We start from the raw sequence: 19,760 nt of genomic DNA, 5'->3' as shown, positions 1-19,760 counted from the left end.
GGCTGCACACCTACAATCACCACCGCGGACACACCGCGCTCGCAGGCAAACCACCCGCCAGCCGCGTCCCCAACCTCACAGGGCAATACACCTAGCCCCGCTCCGCCTCCAGGACGCGGGTGCCCGGTGCGCAGCTCTTCTCCAGTTCGGCGCGTTCGGCTGCCGGAAGCCTTCGGGCTGAGCCGCGGCGGCTGTGGTCGAGGAGGGCGCAGGCGTCCCGCAGCCAGAGCGGGTGGGGAGCGACGCCGACGAACCCGGCCAGGCGGGTCAGTTCCTCGGCGGGACGGTCGAGGAGGTTCTCGTAGGAGAGTGTGGCGCGCCGGTCCGCGGGCAGTCCGGCGAGGAACCGCGAGCCCTCGGTGACCAGTTCGGACCACAGGGCGCCGAACGTGCGCAGCGGGATGTCCCGGTCGCGGACGAGGGCGGGGTCGAAGCGGTCGGCGAGCAGCGGGGCCAGGTCGGCGGGCAGCGCGCGTACGTGGTCGTCGGTCAGGTCGGCGAAACTGCCGATGCCGGCCCGTGCCTTGATCTCGCGGAGCAGGGAGATCGTGCGGTATCCGGGGTGGCGGCTCATGGACAGGGCGCAGTCCGGTCCGTCCCTGAACATATGCACGAACCCGGCGTGGGGGAACGCGGCCCGCAGCCCGGGTGCCCAGCCCGTCGAGTAGCCGGACCGTTCCACGACGGCGGTCCGTCCGAACCGGTCGCACAGCAGGCCGAAGAGGGCGCGGTGGTGTTCGGGGGCGGTCCGCTCGGGCCAGCGGACCACCCGTGCGCCGAGTTCGTCGAGCAGGGCGTCCGGGTCGTCCGTGAGGTGGGGCAGCACCATCAGGGAGAGCGCGGGGATGCCGGTGGTATCCGCCGCGTATCTGCCCGGGCGGCGCGTGTAGAGGAACTCCGGCAGCGGCAGCCCGCTGCGGATCATCCGCTCGAAGTGCGGGGCGGGCCGGACGAGCGTCTGCCAGAACTCGCCGCCGGACACCCTCCCGTCCGGGAAGGCCGCGTCGCCCACCGAGGCCATGAACTCGTTGAGGCTCAGCACGTCCGGGTGGGCGTTGAGGATCCGCGACAACGCGGTCGAGCCGCTGCGTCCCGTACCGACGACAAAGGTCAAGGCCCCCACGATCGCCTCCCACACTCCACCGGCCCCACTCGGCCGCCCACCGTACGCCCTGCCCAACTCCACCGGGGCGCATCAGGTTGCGCACCCGGCCGGCCGACCGGGGCGTCGGTGTGCGGGAAGTGCAAGGGGCGGATGTCCGTGTCCGTCTGAAGCGGCCTTGGCGGCCCTGCCGATTTCATACGTCGTGCTGAAAGCGCGTCGGCTCTCCGAGCACCAGACGGGCACTCTCGAAATCGGCCAGCCGGACGGCAACCGTGGCTACGGCAAGGCGTTCGGGAAGAGCAGCGGAGAACTTCAGGCCGCGTACGGCGCGGCGGTCCACGTCGGGCAGGACGAGGTTCTCGCCGACATTCTCACAGGCCACCCGCCAAGCGGCCGGAGTGAGGTTCTCACGCAGACGGAGCCAGCTGTCGGTGGGCCGTTGCAGGGGGTCGGTGACGGACTGGAGGGTGGCCGCCAGCGTGGCGTTGGCGCGGTAGCCGGCCCAGGTCCACCAGCGGACGTCGGAGCCGACGCGAGTGATCAACGTACCGCCCGGATGGACGGTGTCAGGTGCGTCGCTTTCGCGCTGTTCGGCCAGGCATGCCTCCGCACGCCGGGTGAGGGACACCGGCGGCATCGCACCCAGCAGGACCTCACGCATCGCCCGGGTCAGTGCGTACGACAGTCCGGCGACACCGCCGTTCATCCACTTGGCGATTCCACCACCGTCGGCCGGCTCGACGAAGACGCGTTTGCGGAGCCAGTCGATGTAGGTGACCTGCCAACTGCGTCCGCCGAGCAGCAACCGTCTGGGGCCGGGGCGCTCCTCCGTGAGCACACTCGGGTCGGTGCGCCCGATCTCCGTACGTCCGGACAGGACGGTGAACTGCGGTGGTGCGGTGAAGGAGGCGGTGAGTTCGATGAAGTGGCGTTTGCCGAAGCGGCGTTCTGCCTCGGGGCCGACGAACAGCAAGCCGCCGTCGGTGTCGAGGAAACCCTCCTCCGTGAGAAAGCGCAGGATCGGGGCGGCCGACCTGTCGAAGGGGGCGAGCCCGTTCCATTCCCGGTCCCACAACTGGTCTCCGAGCTTGTGCTGTTGCAGGGTGACGGCGAGCAGTTGCTGGGCCACCAGGTGGCGCGGCTCGGGAGGCGGGACGACGGGCTCCACCCAGCCTCGTGACCACAGCAGCAGCAGACCCGCCGCCTGCAGCAGCGTGTCCTTCCGCGTGGCCAGGAACAGACAGTTGCGTACCGTGCCCGCGCGCCGACCGGTGCGTCCGATGCGTTGGAGGAAGGAGGCCACCGAAGCCGGTGAGTCGATCTGGATGACCCGGTCCAGATCGCCGACGTCGATGCCGAGTTCGAGAGTGGACGTGGAGACGATGACGCAGTCTCGTGCCTCGGCGAAGGCTTGTTCTGAGCGGGTGCGTTCGTCGACCGAGAGGGAGGCGTGGGAGAGGAAGACGGTCACCTCGCGTGCCCGGAGCGCGGCGCCCAGTTCCTCGACCTGGCGCCGCGAGTCGCAGAAGACGAGCCGTTTCTCCCCCCGGTGCAGCGCCGCGATGAGTTTGGCCGCGTTGTCGAGCGAGCCGACGTAGTCGAGTTCCACTTCGCCCGCAGGCCTGCTGGACGGTTCGGGACTCGGTTCGTCCTCGTCTCCGCTGCCGCCGGTGACCGGCAGGTGCACCCCGGGGGCGATCACCTGACCGGTGCGGCTGCCGAAGCCCGCGCCTTGCAGCCAGTGCAGCAGCTCCGTCGGGTTGCCGACGGTCGCCGAGAGCCCTACGCGCTGGATGGCGCGCCCGGTGACCCGTTCCAACCGTTCGAGCACGGCGAGCAGGTGCCATCCCCGGTCGTCCCCCGCGAACGCGTGCACTTCGTCGACGACCACGGTCCGTAGGCCCCCCAACAAACGGGCGTGATCGGTCTTCACACCGATCAGCATCGCTTCGAGCGACTCGGGCGTCGTCAGCAGGATGTCCGGCGCTTCGGCCCGGATCCGTTGCCGTTGGGATTCCTTGGTGTCGCCGTGCCAGAGGGCGGCGCTCCGCCCCAGCCACTGAGCGTATGCGTCGACGCGGCCGACCAGGTTGTTGAGGAGTGCCTTGAGCGGGCAGAGGTACAGCACGGATGTGCCGGTCCACCGCTGCTCGGCCATCGCCGACAGCAGAGGGAAGCAGGCCGCCTCGGTCTTGCCGCCGGCCGTCGGGGCCAGCAGCACGGCGTCCCGTCCCTCCATCAGCGGCGTGATCGCCGCCCGCTGAAGGGGGCGCAGGTCCGGCCAGCCGAGAGTGTTGACGATGTGGTGCAGGACGACAGGATCGAGCCGGTCGAGTACGTCGGCATCCCCGTCACCCGGTTCGTTGCCGACCGGGAGTCCCGCATCCGCCATCACAGCTCCAGGTCGATGTCGTCGGCCGACGCCGTGCCCCCGGCGGACGCGGCGGCCAGATTCCGCTCGACGTCGGTGAGTTCGCTGCCGGTGACGGTGAGCCGGTAGTGCTGCCGGGGGTCGAAGTCGTCGAACTGATCCACGCGGTCGAGCACGTCCCCGACGAGCTTCTTCAGGAACAGCCGAGGAGCCACACCCACCTTCCCGCCCAGCGCTCCGCCGACGGCCTCCGCGAGATCGGCGACGTATGCGTCGTCGACGACCTTCCTTACGCGCTCTGGTGATTCCGCGGCATCGGCGTACAGGTCACGGATGGTGATGCCGAGCCCGACCAGCGACTCCTGGTTGAAACCGGGGAGCCTGATCTGCACGGCGCGAGGATTGTCGAAGCGCGGGTCGGTGGTGAAGTCGGTGGCCAGCCGCTGGGCGAGCGGGGCCAGCCGCTGCACACCTTGCTGACCGTCGTAGAAGGCCGGGGTCCCCGTGATGACGAGATAGAGACCGGGGAAGCGGCCGGAGTGCACTTCGTCGATGAGCTGCCGCAGCGCGTTGAGCGCCTTGTCGCGGGCGTCCGACCGGACCCGCTGCAGCGTCTCCACCTCGTCGAGGACGACGAACAGCCCGGTGTGCCCGGAGTCGCGCAGCACGGTGAGGAGCCCCTGCAGGAAGCCGAGGGCTCCGAAGTGGTCGAGGTCGCCGCGCACCCCGGCGGCCCGGCGGGCGGAGGCCGCGACGTGCGGCTGGCCACCGAGCCAGGCCAGGACGGCCGCGGCGGTCGCCTCGTCGCCGTCCGTGAGGGCGGCCCGGTAGCCGCGCAGAGCCGTGGCGAAGAACGGAGCGTGCCGGGAGACCTCGGCGAGCCGTGCGACGAGCAGTTCCTCCACCGCGCCCGGGAGTTCGTCCTCGGTCGCGCCGGCCGCGAGGGCGTCTTCCTCCAGCGCGTAGAACCAGGCGTCGACCACGGGCCGCAGCGCGCTGGGCGGAAAGCTGGAGGTGGCGAGCCGTTCGGTGAGCCGCCGGTATACCGTCTCCAGCCGATGCAGTGGTGTCTCGTTCTCCGAGATCTGGATCTCGGCCACAGCGAAGTTGCGGCGCTTGGCCCGCTCACCCAGCCAACGGGTGAAGAACGTCTTGCCGGACCCGTACTCGCCTCTCACCGCCTTGAACACGGAACCGCCGGACGCCACGGCGTCCAGTTCCGCGTCCAAGGCTGCCTCGAACCGGTCAAGTCCGGTGGCCAGCAGATCGAGCCCGCTGTCGGGCACGGCACCTCGCCGCAGCGCGTCGACGACGGTACGGCGGCGGGCGGCGCTCACCTGAGCGGGGCGCTGGGATCCGGTGGTGCTCACGGCGACCAGTCTTCCATTTCCGCGGACCCCGTTGAATCGGTTGACGGTCACCCGGACGCACTGCTGGAATCACTCTCCGTACATACGCCAGGGTGGAGAGTGGGACGAACGTGGCGGCACTGGACAATGTGAAACTGAAGGACGTACTAGCGGACGTGGCTTCGGGCTCCTTACAGTTGCCCGACTTCCAGCGGAACTGGAAATGGGACGACGACCGGATCCGCGCGATCATCGCGACGGTCACGCTGGACTATCCGCTCGGCGTGGTGATGACGTTGCAGACCGGCGGCGCCACCCGGTTCCGTTCCCGGACGCTCACCGGGGCGCGGCCGGACGGGGACCCGGCCGCGGACCTCCTCCTGCTGGACGGGCAGCAGCGCCTCACCTCCCTCTTCCAGGCCTTGTGGCTGGACGCCCCCGTGGAGACCGCGGATGCCCGCGGCAAGGCCATCGAGCGGTGGTACTACGTCGACATCGCGAAGGCCGTCGGTCCGTCCGCGGACCGCGACGAGGCCATCCTGTCCGTCCCGGCGGACAAGGTGCTCCGCACCGATTTCAATCGCACGGTGGTGCTGGACCTGACCACCACGGAGAACGAGTGCGCGGCCGGGCTCTTCCCCCTGCACCTCGTCTTCGACGCACAGCGTGTGAACCAGTGGATGATGTCGTACATCAAGGCGGACGAGGACCGGAACTGGAATCTGTGGGGCCAGTTCGACGAGTCGGTGCTCCAGCAGGTCCGGGCCTTCCAGGTACCGATGATCCGGCTGGCCGCCACCACCTCGATGGACGCCGTCTGCGCGGTGTTCGAGCGGGTCAACACCGGTGGCGTACCCCTGAACGTCTTCGAACTCCTCACCGCGACCTACGCCGGGGATCGCGAGTACGTGGAGCGGACCGGGGACTACTACCAACTCCCCGAGGTATGGCGGGAGATCAAGCAGCAGCTGGCGGCCAAGTATCCGGTCTTCGGCCGTCTGGACAGCGGCATCGAGAACGGGCTGAGCAGTATCGATTTCCTGCAGGCCATCGCCCTGGTACGCACTTGGGAGCGGAAGCAGACGCGCGCGGGGGCGACGGTGTCGTGCAAGCGGCGGGACCTGCTGGACCTTCCGCTGGACGACTTCGTACGCCTGGCACCGAAACTCGCCGACGCCTTCGCCTGGGTGGGCGACTTCCTGGAACGGCAGTGCATCGTCCGCCCGAGTGACCTGCCGTACAAGACGCAACTCGTCCCGCTCGCGGCCGTCCGCGCCATCCTCGACACCGCGTTGGACGGGCTGGGCGCGGAGGAGAAGACCGAGCAGTGGTACTGGTGCGGGGTCCTCGGCGAGATGTACGGCGGCTCCACCGAGACCCGCTTCACCCGTGACGTCGAACAGTTCGTCCCCTGGATCGCACAGGACGACCGGGCTCCCGACACCGTCACGGACGCGTTCTTCTTCGCCGACCGACTCGACAGTCTCACCACCCGCAACAGCGCCGCCTACAAGGGGATCTACGCCCTCTTGATCAAGCAGGGGGCGGTCGACTGGCACTACACGGACAGCCCGCTCAAGCCGGGCAGGCTGGACGAGTACGGTGTGGACGTCCGGCAGATCTTCCCCAGGACCTGGTTCCGGCGTGGCAACAGTGGCGGCCTGCCCACGAACTCCATCGTGAACAAGACCCCCCTGTCCTACCGCGCGGCGATGGACATGACGGGGGCGCCGGCGTCCTACCTGTCCACCATGGTCGCCGCCTCCGACATGCGACCCGAGTGGTTCGACGACGTGCTCACCACGCACCTCATCGATCCGGACGCGCTCCGCGACAACGACTACGAACGGTTCTACAACGACCGTTCCAGGCAGTTGCAGGACCTTGTGCATGCAGCCATGGGCAAGCGGACCATGCTCCGTGACCTCTCGGAGGGCGACGCCCGATGACCGCCACACCGGGTGGGCAGGATCTTGCCGCGCTGAAGGGCAGGACCGTGCCGGTGCAGGACATCCTGGACCTGTTCCAGGTCAGAGTCCGCGACCACCGGACGGTGCACCGCATCTCACAGGCGCTCACGGACGCCGGACTGACGACGCTGCCGGACTTCGCCGTCTGCGGCCCGCGCAGCAACGTCGACGTGGTACCCCTCGCGTCGATCCCGGCACAGGCCACCCCCGCCGACGCGGAGGAGGACGAGACCGAGGAAGCCCTGCCGTCGACAGCCCTTCCGCAGCGACTGCTGCTCGGCGACATCCCCGCGGCGCGGCGCGGCCTGGTCTCCGTCGGCCCTGGTACGCCCCTGGCGCAGACCACGTTCCTGATGCGCACGAAGAGCATCGCGCAGGTCCCGGTGACCACCGGCATGGCGCAGATCCACGGGGTGGTCACCTGGGGGTCCGTCGCCAAGATGTACGAGGCGGGCAAGCCGCCGACGCTGGACAACGCGATGGAGAAGGACTCCCTTCCGGTCGCGGACGCCCGCCAGGAGTTCTTCTCCGCTCTGCCGGTCATCCGCGAGCACGGCTACCTCCTGGTCCGCGGCGACGACGGCTGTCTCTCGGGCCTCGTCACCGCGGCGGACGTCACGGACCGCTTCGAGGGCTCGGCCCGGCCCTTCTTCATCGTCGGGGAGATCGAGTCCCTGCTGCGCCGGTGTCTGGGTGCGGCACTGGACCAGGAGGCCATCAAGGCCGTCCAGACGAACAAGAAGCCCGAGCGGCGCACCGGCCAGGTCTCCGACCTCATGTTCGGCGACTACCTGAGGCTCCTGGACGGCGACCAGCCGAAGACATCGCTGGCGCAAGCGGCCGACGCCAACTGGGAAGCCCTGAAGTGGCCCAACATGCCCAGGGAACAGTTCATCGGCCGCCTGGAGCGAGTGAAGGACATCCGCAACCGGATCGCCCACTTCGACGAGAAGCCGCTTCCCCAAGACATGCTCGACGAGCTGACGACCTTCGCGAAGCTGCTACGGGCGTTCGTGTCGTAGGGATACAACCGGAGAGCATCCAACTACGTTGCTGCAAAAGCAAGTTGATGGATACTCTCTCGCCTTCCTGCGGTTCTCGGTTCCCGGAGGCCCTCTTTGACCGACTCGCTGCACACGCGCACATCAGCAACCAGCTGGTTGCGGGCTCCGTAGGACCCGCACGTTCGCGACTCTCACGACCAGCGGAGCCACGTTCATGGCCGTCCTCGCGGCGGGCCTGAACGTGCTCAAGCACGTCAGGCGCGACGCGTAGTGTCCTCGGGGCGGGCCCGCTTCACAGCGGGGCCGCCCCGAGCTGTCAGCCGCTTCCGAGGGCGAACTGTTCGCGCAGCAGCGCCTCGTGAAGCCGTACGGTGCGCCCGTCCGGCAGGGTCTCGAGCACCTGTACGCCGTCGTAGTTGAGGAGTTGCCGCAGGACCGCGGCGAAGCCGTCGCCACGGGTGGTGGGCATACCCACCCGCTGGGCGAGCGCTGTCACGGGCAGCGTGCCGCCCACGTCGACCAGGGCGGTGAGCGCCTTGTGAACCTGCTCCTGCTGCGGTTTGCGGGCCAGACCGTCGAGCTGCAACTGGTACGTCTCCGAGGCGAGCAGCGCCGTCACAAGCACCTCGGTCCGCGATACGACGGTCGGGGTGAGCAATGCATCGTCTCCCCCGGACGTCAACGCCACGTCGAAGAGCGCGTCGGGCAGTGTCCCGGGTTCAGGCTGTTTCCTCCTGGGCTTGGCGGTCCCCTTCTTGGGAACCGCGTCGGCCGTCTGAGCCGACCGCTCGTCCGGTACCGCCCTCCCCGCCTCCTCCGGAGCCCACCAGGTCGGTCGCTGGTCCCCCAGCTCACGCCAGTCCTTGGGCGGTTCCGCACCGAACGGCAGGAACGCGAGCACCGGAATGGTGAACTCGGCCAGGGAGGCCCCGCCGTGGTAGCCGGCTTTGAGGGCGGTGTAACGGGAGTCGGCATCCCAGAGCGCGACGATGGACGCGCCGGGCTCGGGCCACACCACACGAGGTCCGCAGAGGGCGATCTCCTGTTCGCCGAGCGGGCCGTCCGCGGGCAGGCGGTGCCGGGCGGACGCGGGCTCCGTCGCGGCGTCCACCTTCGTCCCGTGCCGGTCGACGACATGCCCGTGGTCGCTGGTGACGACGACCGCCATGCCCTGGGCCGCCGCCACCCGGAGCAGGTCGCGCAGCCCTGGCACCTCGTCGACCCGCCAGGCTCCGTCGCCGAGTTTCTGTTCCTTCGCGAGGCGGTCGTCGATGGCGTTGAGGACCACGGCGACATGGGTTCTGCCGTCGGTGAGTGCTTCCGTGAGCCCCGGGCCGAAGGTGTCGCCCGCGCTCTCGGTACGCAGGTCGTCCTTGTGGAAGACGGCGGCCGGGGCCCCGCCCCACAGTTTCAGCGCGGGGAAGAGCCGCTTCTCGTCGGCCTGGGTGCCCTTCATCAGGGTGCCCGCGAAGAGCGATGTCCGGGACACAGCCGTCACGGTGGGCAGAGCGGCAGCCATCGCCCGCCGGAGTGGGCCGCCCTCGGGCAGGGGGTCGAACTCCGCCCAGGAACGGCGTAGTTCCTCGCCGAGTTCGTTCGCTATGGCCGCGCTCATGCCGTCGAGCACGAGCAGCAGTACCCGTCGCTCCTCACCGCGCCGGACGACGGGTCCCACCACTCGGTCGAGGAAGGTCTCGACGGTGAGCATGCTGCCGGGCCGGGTGCCGTCCTGTGTCCAGCCGGCCAGCGAGCGCACGAAGGAAGCGTCGATCTGTCGCCGCCGGTCCCGGGCGCGCGTGCCCAGGGTGTCGTAGGCGGTCTTGAGGACGGGGTCCGGGTCGCCGCCGGCCTCGATGTGCTCCAGGGCCAGGTCGGCCCAGCCCGTCTCGGCGACGTGCCGCTGTATGGCGTCGGCGACGGTAGGAGCGTCGGCGGCCGGATCGGTGGCCAGCCAACGGGCGAGTCGCTGCCCCATCCGCGCGCGCTCGATGCGGGCGGACTCCTCCGGATCGCAGGCGAGTCTGTGGTCCGCCAGGCGCAGTACGGCCTCTGCCACCTCGGCCGTACCACCCCGGGCGAGGGCCTGTCCTACGGCGGTGAACCGGGCGTCGAGTCCGCCGCGCAGGACGGGGCTCGCCGCGACGGCTGCCTCCGCGCCGAACTGGCGGGCCAGCGTGGCCCCCCGTTCGAGCACGATGCCGGTGGTGCGGCGCGCCTCGCGGGTCTGGTCGCCGTCGGCGCCACCGCTGCGGAGTCCGGCCGTCAGCAGCGTGATCACGTACTCCTCGGCGAACTGTCCGAAGACGGCCACCAGAGCGTCGAGTTGTTCGCCTACCGCCGGAGGCTGGTCGCCGAAGTAGCGTTCGGCACGGCCACGCGCCTGATACGTCTCCGGGGCAGGCTCGGCGTGCTGCCAGAGCGCCGCACAGACAAGGCCGAAAGCGGCGGCGTCCGCGCCGCGCTCGGCGTCGACGAGGGCGAGCAGGGCGCGTCCGGCGGGACCGGCCTGGTCCTCCTCGCCGAGGAAGGCGGTCAGTCCGGCGCGCTCGGGTCCGCGCAGCCCCAGCAGCCGCTCGGGGGCGCCGGGACGGATCGACCAGTGCAGCAGGCTCTGCGCGTCGAGCCGGTCGTCACCAGGCCGTCGCGTGCCGCCCTCGGTGTCGTAGCGGCCGAGGCGCAGGCGGCGCTGGGCGAGCGCGGTGAGGGCGTACTGCCGGGACAGCCAGCCCCCGGGTACGGGCGGCCAGCCGCCGGGCGGGGTGGCGTCGAGCAGGGCTTCGGCGGCCCAGTTGACGTCCTTGAGTCGCGGGTCGATCTGCCGGGCGCCGAACGCCTCCCGTACGACGTCCCAGCTGTCGACCGTGTCGATGCGCAGCTTGTGGACACGGGCGAGGATCGCGGGGTCGAGTTCGATCTGCTCACGGTCGGTGAGGACGACCAGGACGGCGGGGCCCGGACGCCGACCGGCCAGGTGGTCGAGGACGAGTTCGTGGACGGCGAGCGGCGAGGGCGCCACCGCGACACCGGCCGTCCGGCCCTCGCCCCAGGCCGGTTCGGCGGGGCCTTCCCACTGGGGCGCGGACCGCAGCAGCACGACCCGGCGCCTGCCTCCGCCGCCCCCGGTCAGGGAGGCGGCGAGGGAGGAGTGCGAGGAAAGGTACTGGGTGACGGTCGCGGTGTTCAGCCGGACGGCACCGGGCGCGGCGGTGACGGTGTCCGTCATTCGACGACCTTCCAGCTGATCTCGATGGTCGCGTCGGGGTGACGGGCGGCCAGTTCGGACAGTTCCGCCTGGAGGTCGGCGGCGGCGCGAGCCGCGGTCGTACGACGGCCGCCGGAGGTCCGCGCGGTGCCGCCGGAGGAAGAGGCCGGTGCGGGTGTCTGCTGCGGGGTGTAGGGGATGCGCGGGTCACTGGTCGGCGTGTTCAGCGACAGGTCGTCGGCCGTGGGCTGGGGTGCGACGGGAGCGGGCGGCGGGATGGCGGCGGCCTGGCTGCGCTTCACCAGGGCGACGACCTCGCGCTGGGTCCGGGCCAGGGCGTCGCGCAGGTCCGCGGTGCGCTGGTCGTCGCGGGCCACGTTGCGCAGCGAGTCCAGCAGTGCCGCGCCCTCGGGGCCCAGTCCGGCGGCCAGCTCCAGGGTGCTCCAGGGCGCGGAGGCGACACCCTCCGCGACGCTGCGCGCCTGCTTGATGGAGGTGCCGTACCGGTCGGCGCTGGTCTCGCCCAGGTCGAAGGAAGCGAGCGCCTCCACGGTCTTCTTCGCTCCGGCCGCGCCCTTGCCGGCCTCCGCGGTGAGCGCGTCCAGCAGTTGCAGGGAGCGGCGGGCGAGGGCGAGCCGTCCGGTGTCGGCGGTCTGGTCGAGGCCGAGGAAGGAGGCGTGGGACTCCAGTTGGTGCACCAGGTCGGCCGCGTGGTCCCGGTGGGCGCGGGCGGCCTCGATGATCTGGCGGGCGAACTGGTTGACCATCCGGCCGCGTCGCAGGGCGGGCGCCTTCTGTCCGAAGACCGTCTCGAAGCGCTGCCGTGCCGTGTCCCAGTCGGGCTCGGCGGGCAGCGGCTGGCTGCGCAGCGCGTCGTGGTCCTTGATCGCGGACAGCTCGGGCGCGGGGTCGAGCACGGTACCGCCGCGCACCCACACCCGGTCGTCCATCTCGGCGAAGGCGGCGACGACGAGCCGGGCGAGGAAGTCGGGCAGGCCACGCGGGTCCGGCTTGTCGGTCCAGTCGGTCAGGGTGATCAGGGACAGGTCCCCGGTCACGCCCTGGGCGCTGGCGAGCTGCCGGAAGTGGTCGGCCCAGTAGCGGGACAGCTCGAAGTACGCCTCCTTCTGCTGCCCGAGGCGCAGCGGCCCGGCGATCCGCTGCATCAGCTTGCGGTCGGCGGCGGGGACCTCCACGCGCCCGTCGCGCGCCTCGGCGGCGTCCCTGACGTGGACGAACACCTTCTTCGTGTCGGTCGCCTTGACGGCGATGCCGGTGCCGTCGGCGTCGAGGTCGGGATGCGCCGGGTACTGGTGGACGAGCAGCTTGCCCGCGACGTGCCGGATGCCGTCGTGCAGGCTCTGCCCGAAGGACAGGGTGAGCCCGTCGACGTCGGGCAGCGCGACGAGGTGGTCGTCGAAGTCGGGCACGACGTCGGCGGCCTGCTTCTGGGCAAGCCCGTACGCCTGCTTGAAGGCACCCCTGACCTGCTTGAGCAGTGCCTCGCGCTGGGTTTCGAGCAGACCCTTGGCGCGGCTGCGGTTGTCGGCGTTGAGGTGGCCGGCGTACTGGGTGTCGAAGCGGTGCTCGTCGGCGAGGGCCTTGTCGATGACGACGAGACGCCGGAAGTCGGCGAAGCGCTGCGCGGACAGGTGCGCGGGGAGCCAGGCGACGGTTCGGGACCGCTCGCCCTGCTGGCGCTCACGCAGCCGCCGGATCCGGTTGACGTCCTCGACGGGCCCCCACTCCCCCTCGTCGAAGGGGAGGTCGATGGCGATGCGCCAGTGGCCGTCCTCCTGCGGCATCAGGTCGTGGTCGGGCAGCTCGTCCTCGTCGGCGACGTTGCCGAAGACGATCTCTGCGGTGCGGGCGGTACCGCGCCAGGTGAAGCTCAACTGATCACTCAACTGGCCGTGCTCGACGCCCAGTTCCTCGGACAGCAGGCGGCGGGCGAGCGCGACCCGGTTGCCGGGGTTGTCGTTGACCTGGGCGTTGGCGATGACGGAGTCCACGTCGACGCCGGACAGTTCCAGCCGTACGCCGGGGTTGGCGTCGGTGCCGGTCTCCTTGATCTCGGGGAACCTGGCCGCCCACTCGGCGACCTTGTTCTTGATGATGCCGACCTCGGCGCCGGGGATGGGCGCGAGAACCGACCCGTGGTTGAGCGCGCCGAGCCGCCGGATGGTCAGCTCGGCCAGGGCGGGCACGCTGGGCGCGAGCGCGGACAGCAGCAGGGTGCACACGAGCCGGTTGTCGCCGACGAACATCCGGCAGCGGGTGGCGCGCTGCGGGTCGGCGATGGACTCGGGCCGGTTGACGTACTGCTCGACGTCGTCCTCGGTGATGTCGTACGAGGTGAGCAGGTACGGCCGCAGCTTCGTCTTGTACAGCTTGTCGGCGGCCTCGAAGACGACCTTCAGGCTGTCGGTGAACGGCTTGTCACCGCCCTCCGCGATCACCGGGTAGAGGTCGCCGACGGGGATGAGCTGCCCGAGGCGGATCTCGTTGCGGTGGTCGGCGAGGAGCTGGCCCATCAGCTTCAGACCGGTACGGGAGCGCTGCAGCGCGGACGAGATGTGGACGAGGGTGTCCATGAACGCCGGCGAGAAGGGGTACGTCAGCCGGAACGACTCGGCGTCCGCGCCGGTCGTGCCCTTCTCCGAGCCGAGAAGCGTGTCCCACACCTGGGTGCCGACCCGCTTGGTCTGTTCGAAGGCCGCGTCGACGAGCTGTTCCGCCTCGGGGTCCTTGGCCCTGAGGAGGCGGGCGTGGGCGATCTGCGGGAGGTTGCGGTCCTCCAGGGTGATCTTGTCGAACCGGCCGGAGGCGAGGTTCAGGGTGTCCTGGATGGACGACTCGGCGGCACCGGAGACCTCTTCGCCGACGAGTTCGCGCAGGTCACGCTGGCGCGCGATGAACGAGACGACGGGGATGGCACGGCGCGCGTCACCGCCCTCGACGAAGTTGGTGATCTTGCTGGCCTCGCGGGCCACGAACTTCTGGTCGTGGATGAGGGTGGCCAGCCAGAGGATCAGCTCGTCCATGAACAGGATGAGTCCGTCGTAGCCGAGCGACTTGGCGTGCTCGGCGATGACGGACAGACCGGCGTCCAGGGAGATGAAGCCGTGCTCGTCCTCGATGGCGTTCTTGGCGAAGCCGGGCAGGAGGTTGGTGCTGGCATCGTTGACCAGCTTGGCGCGCAGTTCGGCCGGGGTGGAGGGGTTCGTGAGGTTGAGCGGGACGCCGGCCTCGTGGTTCTCCTCGGCGGCGAGCGCGGTGTCGAGGAGCCGCGGGCTCCAGGCGAAGCCCTCGCCCCACTCGTCCTCCTCCCCGTCGTCCGCGCCGCCGGCTCCCAGCCCGCGGATGACGGCCTCGTCGCCCATGTTGGCGCGCATGGCGCGGATGTCGGCGAAGAGGGAGTCGGTCCGGTACACCTGCGGGGTCGGGGCCTGCGGGTGCAGCTTCTTGACGTGCGTGACGTATCCGCCGAGCACGCGCTGTTCGAGGGCCTTGGCGCCGAGCATGTGGTACGGCACGAGCAGGAACGTCTTGCCGTCCGTGGTCAGCCACTCGTGCTTGGTCAGGACCGGGTCGAACTCGGTACGGGCACGAGCGGCCGGGTCGCCGCTGAGCAGCGCGTACAGCACGGCCATGAAGTGCGACTTACCGGAACCGAACGAGCCGTGCAGGTAGGCGGCCTTGGAGCGGTGTCCGTCGAGCGAGGACTTGATGAGGGCAAGCGCCTCGTCGAAGTTCTCCAGCAGCCGCTCGGTGACGACATAGTCCTTGAGCGCGTGCTCCGCGCCGTCGGGTGTCGTCGCCTCGGCGAGGGACAGCACGAAGTCCGAGGTGGAGATGGACTCCTTGATGTCGATGACATCGCGGAGGAGTGGCGGCTGAGCCATTGCGGGTCTCGCTCTCCCTGGCAGTTTCCGGTGCTGCTGCACGTACTCGATGTGGTGCGGGCGTACCGTCCCGGCCGGAAGCCGGTTAACGGCCCGGGTCGCAGCGGGGGACCCGGAGGCACGGACGACCGGTGGGCGGTGCGACGTGCCGGTGGCCCTGGCCGGTGGCGAGGAGCGGACCGGGCACGTACCGCCGGGCGGGAACGACGTTCACGGCATCGGTCAGGTCAAGGGAGACGGGCTCGCGGCGCTTGCACTTTATGTCCCCCTCGTACTGAACGATCACCCGTACGGCCTGCGCATAGCACCCTACATCGGTACTCCGGCCGCCCCCGTGGCGTATAGCCCCGTGCACCGTCCGTTGCATCGCGCTGCCGTCCGCCGGGCGGCAAGCGCCACCGAGGTGACAATCGTCGAGTTCACACGGCCGGAAACCGCTGCCCGATCTTGCACCGGATGTGATCTCGGTTACCTTCGGACGAACTGAACGGAGGTCCGCGATGACTAGAGGCTGGGAAGCCGATCCCTCTTCGCCGCTGGTGCGCCGCCTGGGCAAAACCCCTACCGAGCTCGGGACCACGGGCGGTGAGGCCGGGTGCCCGGACATCTGGGAACTGGAAAATGGTGACATCGCCGTCGTGGGCCGTGACCTCACCGCTTCTTATCTGCCTCACCTTCCCCCCGGACTCACCGTCGCCCCGGACGAGCGGATCGTCGTCATCCCCCGCAGGACAGCCGCCGCGGCGAAGCCGGACATCCCCGATGCATAGCCCACGGGCCGTCGGCCCCGGTCGGCACCTCGGACTGGACGCCTACCTCGAGGACTTCGACCGTCATTTCTGGCGTTCCGGCCACGAAGGGTTCTGGAAGCTCGAACGTCAGCAGAGCTTCCGGGAACCCGGGGTGGAAAGCTGGGAAGCGTTCCGCCAGGGACACTGGGACGAGTCCCTGGCACTGATCGAGGGTCAGCGGAGTCATTACGAGGAGTACTTCCGGCGCATCACCGGAAGCGGGTTCTCCCTCCACCGCGTCCGTTGCGTGGAGGAGCCCATTTCCCCGTACCTCCAGTGGGAACTCCACCTGCTGCACCTGAAGGCCCAGTACGGGGAGGACACGAGAGTTCTCAGCGGGGACGGAATCCGTCGGTACGAGACGGACCACCCTCTTGTGGAGATCGTCGTCCTCGGTTCTTCGGTGATGTACGAGGTCGTCTATGACGACGAGGGAAACCTCGCCGGCGGCATTCGCTTCGGTGATCCGCATGACATCACTCGATGCCGGCAGGCAATCCAGGAGATGCACCGGTCCGGAGAGCCGTTGGACGACTTCTTCAGCCGTCGCGTCGCCCGGTTGCCTCCGCCGACCGTGACCAACGAGCGAGTCTGAGCTGCCATACCCGCAGTTCGGAGGAGACATATGCGCATCATCCTGATCTCATACTCCGCACAGGGGTTCGCCCTCCTCCACGGTGTGTGTGAGCGGGCCGGGCACGAGCCCGTCGCCTATCTGCACGCTCGGTCGCTGCGGCCGGGCGGGCCGACCCGCCCCGGTGCGGGCGACGTCGTGGGCCAGATCGTCGACGCGCTGCCGGACGGGACGGATCTGCTGATTCCGGGCCGGAAGAGCATGCTGCCGCACCTCGTCGAGGGATATCGGGCCGATCTCATCGTCTGCTACGGCTTCCCCTGGAAACTGCCGTCGGCGGTCCTGCGGGCGACGAATCTGGGTGCGATCAACGTGCACACGTCGATGCTGCCGAAATACCGAGGCCCTCTTCCGGTCAACTGGGCGATCAGGAACGGCGACAGGGAAATCGGTGTCAGCGTCCACTGGATGGAGAGCGAATTCGACTCCGGTGGGGTCCTGGCTCAGGAGGCCGGGATCGCGCTGGGAGACGATGTCGTCCCCCGGTTGTTGTGGGAGGAGGTCGACCGATACATCGAGCGGCTTCTGCCTCTCGCGCTCGCTCAGGCCGTAACCGGTTCTCCCGGTGCACCGCAGGAGGAGGCGGCGGCCACGTACGCGGGGTGGATGGAACCCGAGTTCTCCCGGATCGACTGGAGCACGGCCAGGGAAGAGATCCACAACCAGGTGCGCGCCATCAGGTTCGGCAGTTCCGGACGATCCGGCCCGGTTGCCGTGGTGGCTGACCGTCGGCTGGAGGTTCTGCGTACGTCGTTGCGGCCCGCGGATGGAATCAAGGTGATGTGCGGGGACGGGCCCGTGTGGATCACGGAGTCCGCACCGGTGGCGGACTCCGCATCCTGAAACGGACCCCGAACGCCGCGGGTCAGGTCAGGTCGGGTGGCGTCGCCTCCGCCAGGGAACTCCGGTACCGCGCGAGCTTGTCCCGGATCACCGTCGTCCACGGGTGCTCCGGACCGAGTACCCGCTCGCGCCATTCTCGGACGATCTCCGCCTGTTCGACTGCTTCCCGGTACTCGCCGACCGCGTGCAGGACGCTGCTGAGCAGGCTTCGTGCCGCCAACGTGATGGGGTAGTCCGTTCCGAAGCGGTGTTCGTGTGCCGCCAGCGCACGGCGGGCCAACGGCAGTGCTTCGGAGTGCTGTCCGGTGTTGAACAGCGCCCCCGCGCAGTTGACTTCGGCCGACAGCGTGATCGGGTGGTCGGCGCCCAGCTCACGGCGGCAGTCGGTGACCAGGCCCCGTCCCGCAGGTGCCTCACGGTCCTGGTCGGGCCCTGGAGGCAGTTCGAGCAGACACGCCCTCGCCTCCAGCGTCAGCGGATGCCACGGGCCCAGCAGCGCGGCCCGGCCCGCCGCCGCCCGGTGCATCAGCTGCACCGCTTCCGCGGACCGGTCGATCCAGGTCAGCGGGCGGGACAGGTGGAGGCAGGTGGTCAGGGTGTCCGATGCCTCGGAGCCGCAGACCCGTTCGAGGTCGTCGAGCAGTTCACGGTGGAGATTCGCCGCCTCCTCCAGACGTCCCAGACGGTCGGTCGCCTTCCCGATCCGCTGCCGCAGGCGCAGTACCAGGACGTGGTCGTCGCCCAGTCGCCGTCGCACGAGATCCGTCGCTTGTTCAGCCGCGGCCAGCGCAGACGCGTAGTCCCCGGAACGATGCTGGGCCGTCACCAGACGCAGGGCGCAGGTGGCAGCGGACTCGGCGGTGCCGACCGCGATCTCGGGCCAGGTGGCCACGCGGCGAAGCAGCGCCAGGACATGTGGGGCCAGGCCCGTGAGTCGGTCGTCACGCAGACCGCGTTCCGGTGAGGCGGGCAGGGAACGCAGCAGGAGCCCGGCCGCCGCGGCAGCGAGCCGGTCGCGTTCGTCGGCCGGGGTGACGCGTGCGACGCTGTCGAGCAGCACCCCGTGCGTGCGCAGGCAGCGGATGTCACCGGGAACGAGTTCGGTGAGCGAGTGGTTGAGCAGTCCCCGAAGCGCCAGTTCCATCCGGTCGGCGGGCAGGGGCAGGTCGAGCCGGGCGTCGGCGAGCAGCGACAGGGGCAGCGGATCGTTCGACCAGCAGGCCAGCAGACGGAGCAGGGTGACGGCCTCGGGCAGGCTCTGCCCGACGAGCGAGTTCAGCGAGAGCTGCCACGTTCCGCTGACCAGATGGCGCGAGTCGTCGCCCGCGCCGGTGGCGCCCCGGTCGATCAGTTCGATGGGATCCGGACGCTCCCGCAGACGACGCCCGTACTCCTCCATCGTCCAGGGATCGATCACCTGGTGGGCCAGGAACCCGCCGGCCAGGGTCAGGGCGAGCGGCAGGCGGCCGAGACGGTCGGCGATGGCGGCCGCGTCCTCGGCGGAACCCGTTCCGGGGGCCAGATCGGACAGGACCTGGGCCGCGTCCTCACGCGGCAGGACACCTACGTGCAGCAACTCGGCGGCGGGCCACCAGTGGCCGGCGGCCTGCCGTGTGGTCACGACGACGGTTCCGCGCGGGCTGGTGCGCAGCCACCCGCCGTCCCGCAGCACCGCCGGGTCGTCCGCGTTGTCCAGCACCAGGAGCCACGGCAGGTCGGACCGGTCGAGATGATCCCAGACCAGGTCTGCGGCCGCGCGCAGGCCGTTGCGTGCGGCCATCAGCTCACCGTCCCTGGCACCGCGGTCGGCGGCCACCGCGAGCATCCCGGCCCGCAGGGATGCCTGATCGGCGGCATTGACCCACAAGCCCAGCCGACCACTTTCTCGGGTGGCGTGTTCGAAGAGTGCGCACGCCACGGCCGTCTTGCCGCAGCCTCCCAGGCCATGCAGGACGAACACGGTGTTTCCGGCGCCCTCGGTCACCGCCTCCTTCAGCCGTCCGACGAGTTCGCTGCGATCCCGGAGAATCGCCGGTGCCCGGCCGACGGGCGGACGCCGCACCGAGTCCGGGCCGGTCCAGGCGGCTCCGTGATGGTGGTGCTCGATGATGTGCTGATCGCCGGAAGCCTGGTAGACGCGCCCTTGATCAGCGGCCCGACCCTCGTTACGGCCGGTCACCGCTGGTCGACGTTGAGGTCGCGGCCGGCCTGGTAGACGCGTGCGCTGCCGGAGGCGGTCGCGCGTTGGGTGACGGTCACGGTGGCGGGTGCCTCGGGGGCGAGTTCGGTAAGCAGAGAACGCAGTTCCACCGCCAGCTCCGGGTGGGCGACCAGGAGACGACGAAAGCGGCCCCGCCACTCCATCGCGATCTCCCGCTCGGTTTCCCCATCACCGTCGGCCTGCGCGTCCAGGAGGTCCCGACGCGACGCGTCGAGCTGGGCGGCCACGTCCCCTTCATGGTCCGGACGGGCACGTCGCCACAACGCGAGCACCCCGTTCCGCACACCGTTCCACGCGTCGGACGCCAGCAGCGTCGCGACCGTCGTCCCGGCGGTGCCCGCTAAAAGGGTGATCTCCGCGTCCAT

12 protein-coding genes are annotated in these 19,760 nt (G+C 70.0%); 5 read left to right on the top strand and 7 right to left on the bottom strand.

Annotated elements, in window-relative coordinates; genetic code table 11:
• Positions 1 to 91: 91 nt before the first annotated feature.
• From ACZ619_RS41260 to brxD, 3 genes are all read right to left on the bottom strand, one after another.
• Positions 92 to 1,123 carry a sulfotransferase gene (locus ACZ619_RS41260; RefSeq protein WP_469610724.1) on the bottom strand — a complete coding sequence of 344 codons (1,032 nt, stop codon included), beginning with the start codon at positions 1,121 to 1,123 and terminating at the stop codon, positions 92 to 94.
• A 175-nt stretch (positions 1,124 to 1,298) separates the two neighbouring features.
• Positions 1,299 to 3,497 carry a DEAD/DEAH box helicase gene (locus ACZ619_RS41255; RefSeq protein WP_469610722.1) on the bottom strand — a complete coding sequence of 733 codons (2,199 nt, stop codon included), beginning with the start codon at positions 3,495 to 3,497 and terminating at the stop codon, positions 1,299 to 1,301.
• Positions 3,497 to 4,846, bottom strand: a complete 1,350-nt coding sequence (gene brxD / locus ACZ619_RS41250; RefSeq protein ID WP_469610720.1) for a BREX system ATP-binding protein BrxD — start codon at positions 4,844 to 4,846, stop codon at positions 3,497 to 3,499. Before brxD ends, ACZ619_RS41255 begins: the two co-directional genes overlap by 1 nt.
• 110 nt (positions 4,847 to 4,956) lie before the next feature.
• Here brxD and ACZ619_RS41245 point away from each other — a divergent pair, with 110 nt between their 5' ends.
• Both ACZ619_RS41245 and ACZ619_RS41240 read left to right on the top strand, forming a co-directional pair.
• On the top strand, positions 4,957 to 6,774 hold the full coding sequence (locus ACZ619_RS41245) for a GmrSD restriction endonuclease domain-containing protein (protein ID WP_469610727.1): 1,818 nt from the start codon (positions 4,957 to 4,959) through the stop codon (positions 6,772 to 6,774).
• The gene (locus tag ACZ619_RS41240) at positions 6,771 to 7,817 is read left to right on the top strand and encodes a CBS domain-containing protein (RefSeq protein ID WP_469610718.1); all 1,047 of its coding nucleotides are present in this window, start codon (positions 6,771 to 6,773) and stop codon (positions 7,815 to 7,817) included. The genes ACZ619_RS41245 and ACZ619_RS41240 overlap by 4 nt, the downstream gene beginning before the upstream one ends.
• Positions 7,818 to 8,115: 298 nt before the next feature.
• On the opposite strand, the gene pglZ is transcribed toward ACZ619_RS41240, so the two are convergent.
• Together pglZ and pglY are read right to left on the bottom strand one after the other, a co-directional pair.
• A complete protein-coding gene (gene pglZ / locus ACZ619_RS41235) occupies positions 8,116 to 11,022 on the bottom strand; it encodes a BREX-2 system phosphatase PglZ (protein WP_469610716.1) in 2,907 nt (968 codons plus the stop codon).
• Positions 11,019 to 14,906: a BREX-2 system ATPase PglY gene (pglY, locus tag ACZ619_RS41230; protein WP_469610714.1), complete on the bottom strand. Its 3,888-nt coding sequence runs from the start codon at positions 14,904 to 14,906 to the stop codon at positions 11,019 to 11,021. The genes pglZ and pglY overlap by 4 nt, the downstream gene beginning before the upstream one ends.
• 500 nt (positions 14,907 to 15,406) lie before the next feature.
• On the opposite strand from pglY, the gene ACZ619_RS41225 reads away from it, so the two are divergent.
• From ACZ619_RS41225 to ACZ619_RS41215, 3 genes are read left to right on the top strand one after another with little or no spacing between them, the layout of a single operon-like run.
• On the top strand, positions 15,407 to 15,676 hold the full coding sequence (locus tag ACZ619_RS41225; RefSeq protein ID WP_469610712.1) for a hypothetical protein: 270 nt from the start codon (positions 15,407 to 15,409) through the stop codon (positions 15,674 to 15,676).
• Positions 15,669 to 16,292: a DUF6879 family protein gene (locus ACZ619_RS41220; protein WP_469610710.1), complete on the top strand. Its 624-nt coding sequence runs from the start codon at positions 15,669 to 15,671 to the stop codon at positions 16,290 to 16,292. Before ACZ619_RS41225 ends, ACZ619_RS41220 begins: the two co-directional genes overlap by 8 nt.
• Positions 16,293 to 16,322: 30 nt before the next feature.
• Positions 16,323 to 17,174 carry a methionyl-tRNA formyltransferase gene (locus tag ACZ619_RS41215; RefSeq protein WP_469610708.1) on the top strand — a complete coding sequence of 284 codons (852 nt, stop codon included), beginning with the start codon at positions 16,323 to 16,325 and terminating at the stop codon, positions 17,172 to 17,174.
• Between the two features lie 22 nt (positions 17,175 to 17,196).
• On the opposite strand, the gene ACZ619_RS41210 is transcribed toward ACZ619_RS41215, so the two are convergent.
• Positions 17,197 to 19,353, bottom strand: a complete 2,157-nt coding sequence (locus tag ACZ619_RS41210) for a tetratricopeptide repeat protein (RefSeq protein WP_469610706.1) — start codon at positions 19,351 to 19,353, stop codon at positions 17,197 to 17,199.
• The gene (locus ACZ619_RS41205; protein WP_469610704.1) at positions 19,350 to 19,760 is read right to left on the bottom strand and encodes a hypothetical protein; all 411 of its coding nucleotides are present in this window, start codon (positions 19,758 to 19,760) and stop codon (positions 19,350 to 19,352) included. The genes ACZ619_RS41210 and ACZ619_RS41205 overlap by 4 nt, the downstream gene beginning before the upstream one ends.

This window comes from Streptomyces sp. NPDC104367 (assembly GCF_055583825.1).
This window is presented reverse-complemented; position numbering and strand designations above follow the sequence as displayed.

Excerpts from the sequence above, each read along its gene's own strand:
- ACZ619_RS41255 (WP_469610722.1), bottom strand. The coding sequence starts at position 3,497 with ATGGCGGATGCGGGACTCCCGGTCGGCAACGAACCGGGTGACGGGGAT.
- ACZ619_RS41240 (WP_469610718.1), top strand. The coding sequence starts at position 6,771 with ATGACCGCCACACCGGGTGGGCAGGATCTTGCCGCGCTGAAGGGCAGG.
- pglZ (WP_469610716.1), bottom strand. The coding sequence starts at position 11,022 with ATGACGGACACCGTCACCGCCGCGCCCGGTGCCGTCCGGCTGAACACC.
- pglY (WP_469610714.1), bottom strand. The coding sequence starts at position 14,906 with ATGGCTCAGCCGCCACTCCTCCGCGATGTCATCGACATCAAGGAGTCC.
- ACZ619_RS41225 (WP_469610712.1), top strand. The coding sequence starts at position 15,407 with ATGACTAGAGGCTGGGAAGCCGATCCCTCTTCGCCGCTGGTGCGCCGC.
- ACZ619_RS41220 (WP_469610710.1), top strand. The coding sequence starts at position 15,669 with ATGCATAGCCCACGGGCCGTCGGCCCCGGTCGGCACCTCGGACTGGAC.
- ACZ619_RS41215 (WP_469610708.1), top strand. The coding sequence starts at position 16,323 with ATGCGCATCATCCTGATCTCATACTCCGCACAGGGGTTCGCCCTCCTC.
- ACZ619_RS41205 (WP_469610704.1), bottom strand. The coding sequence starts at position 19,760 with ATGGACGCGGAGATCACCCTTTTAGCGGGCACCGCCGGGACGACGGTC.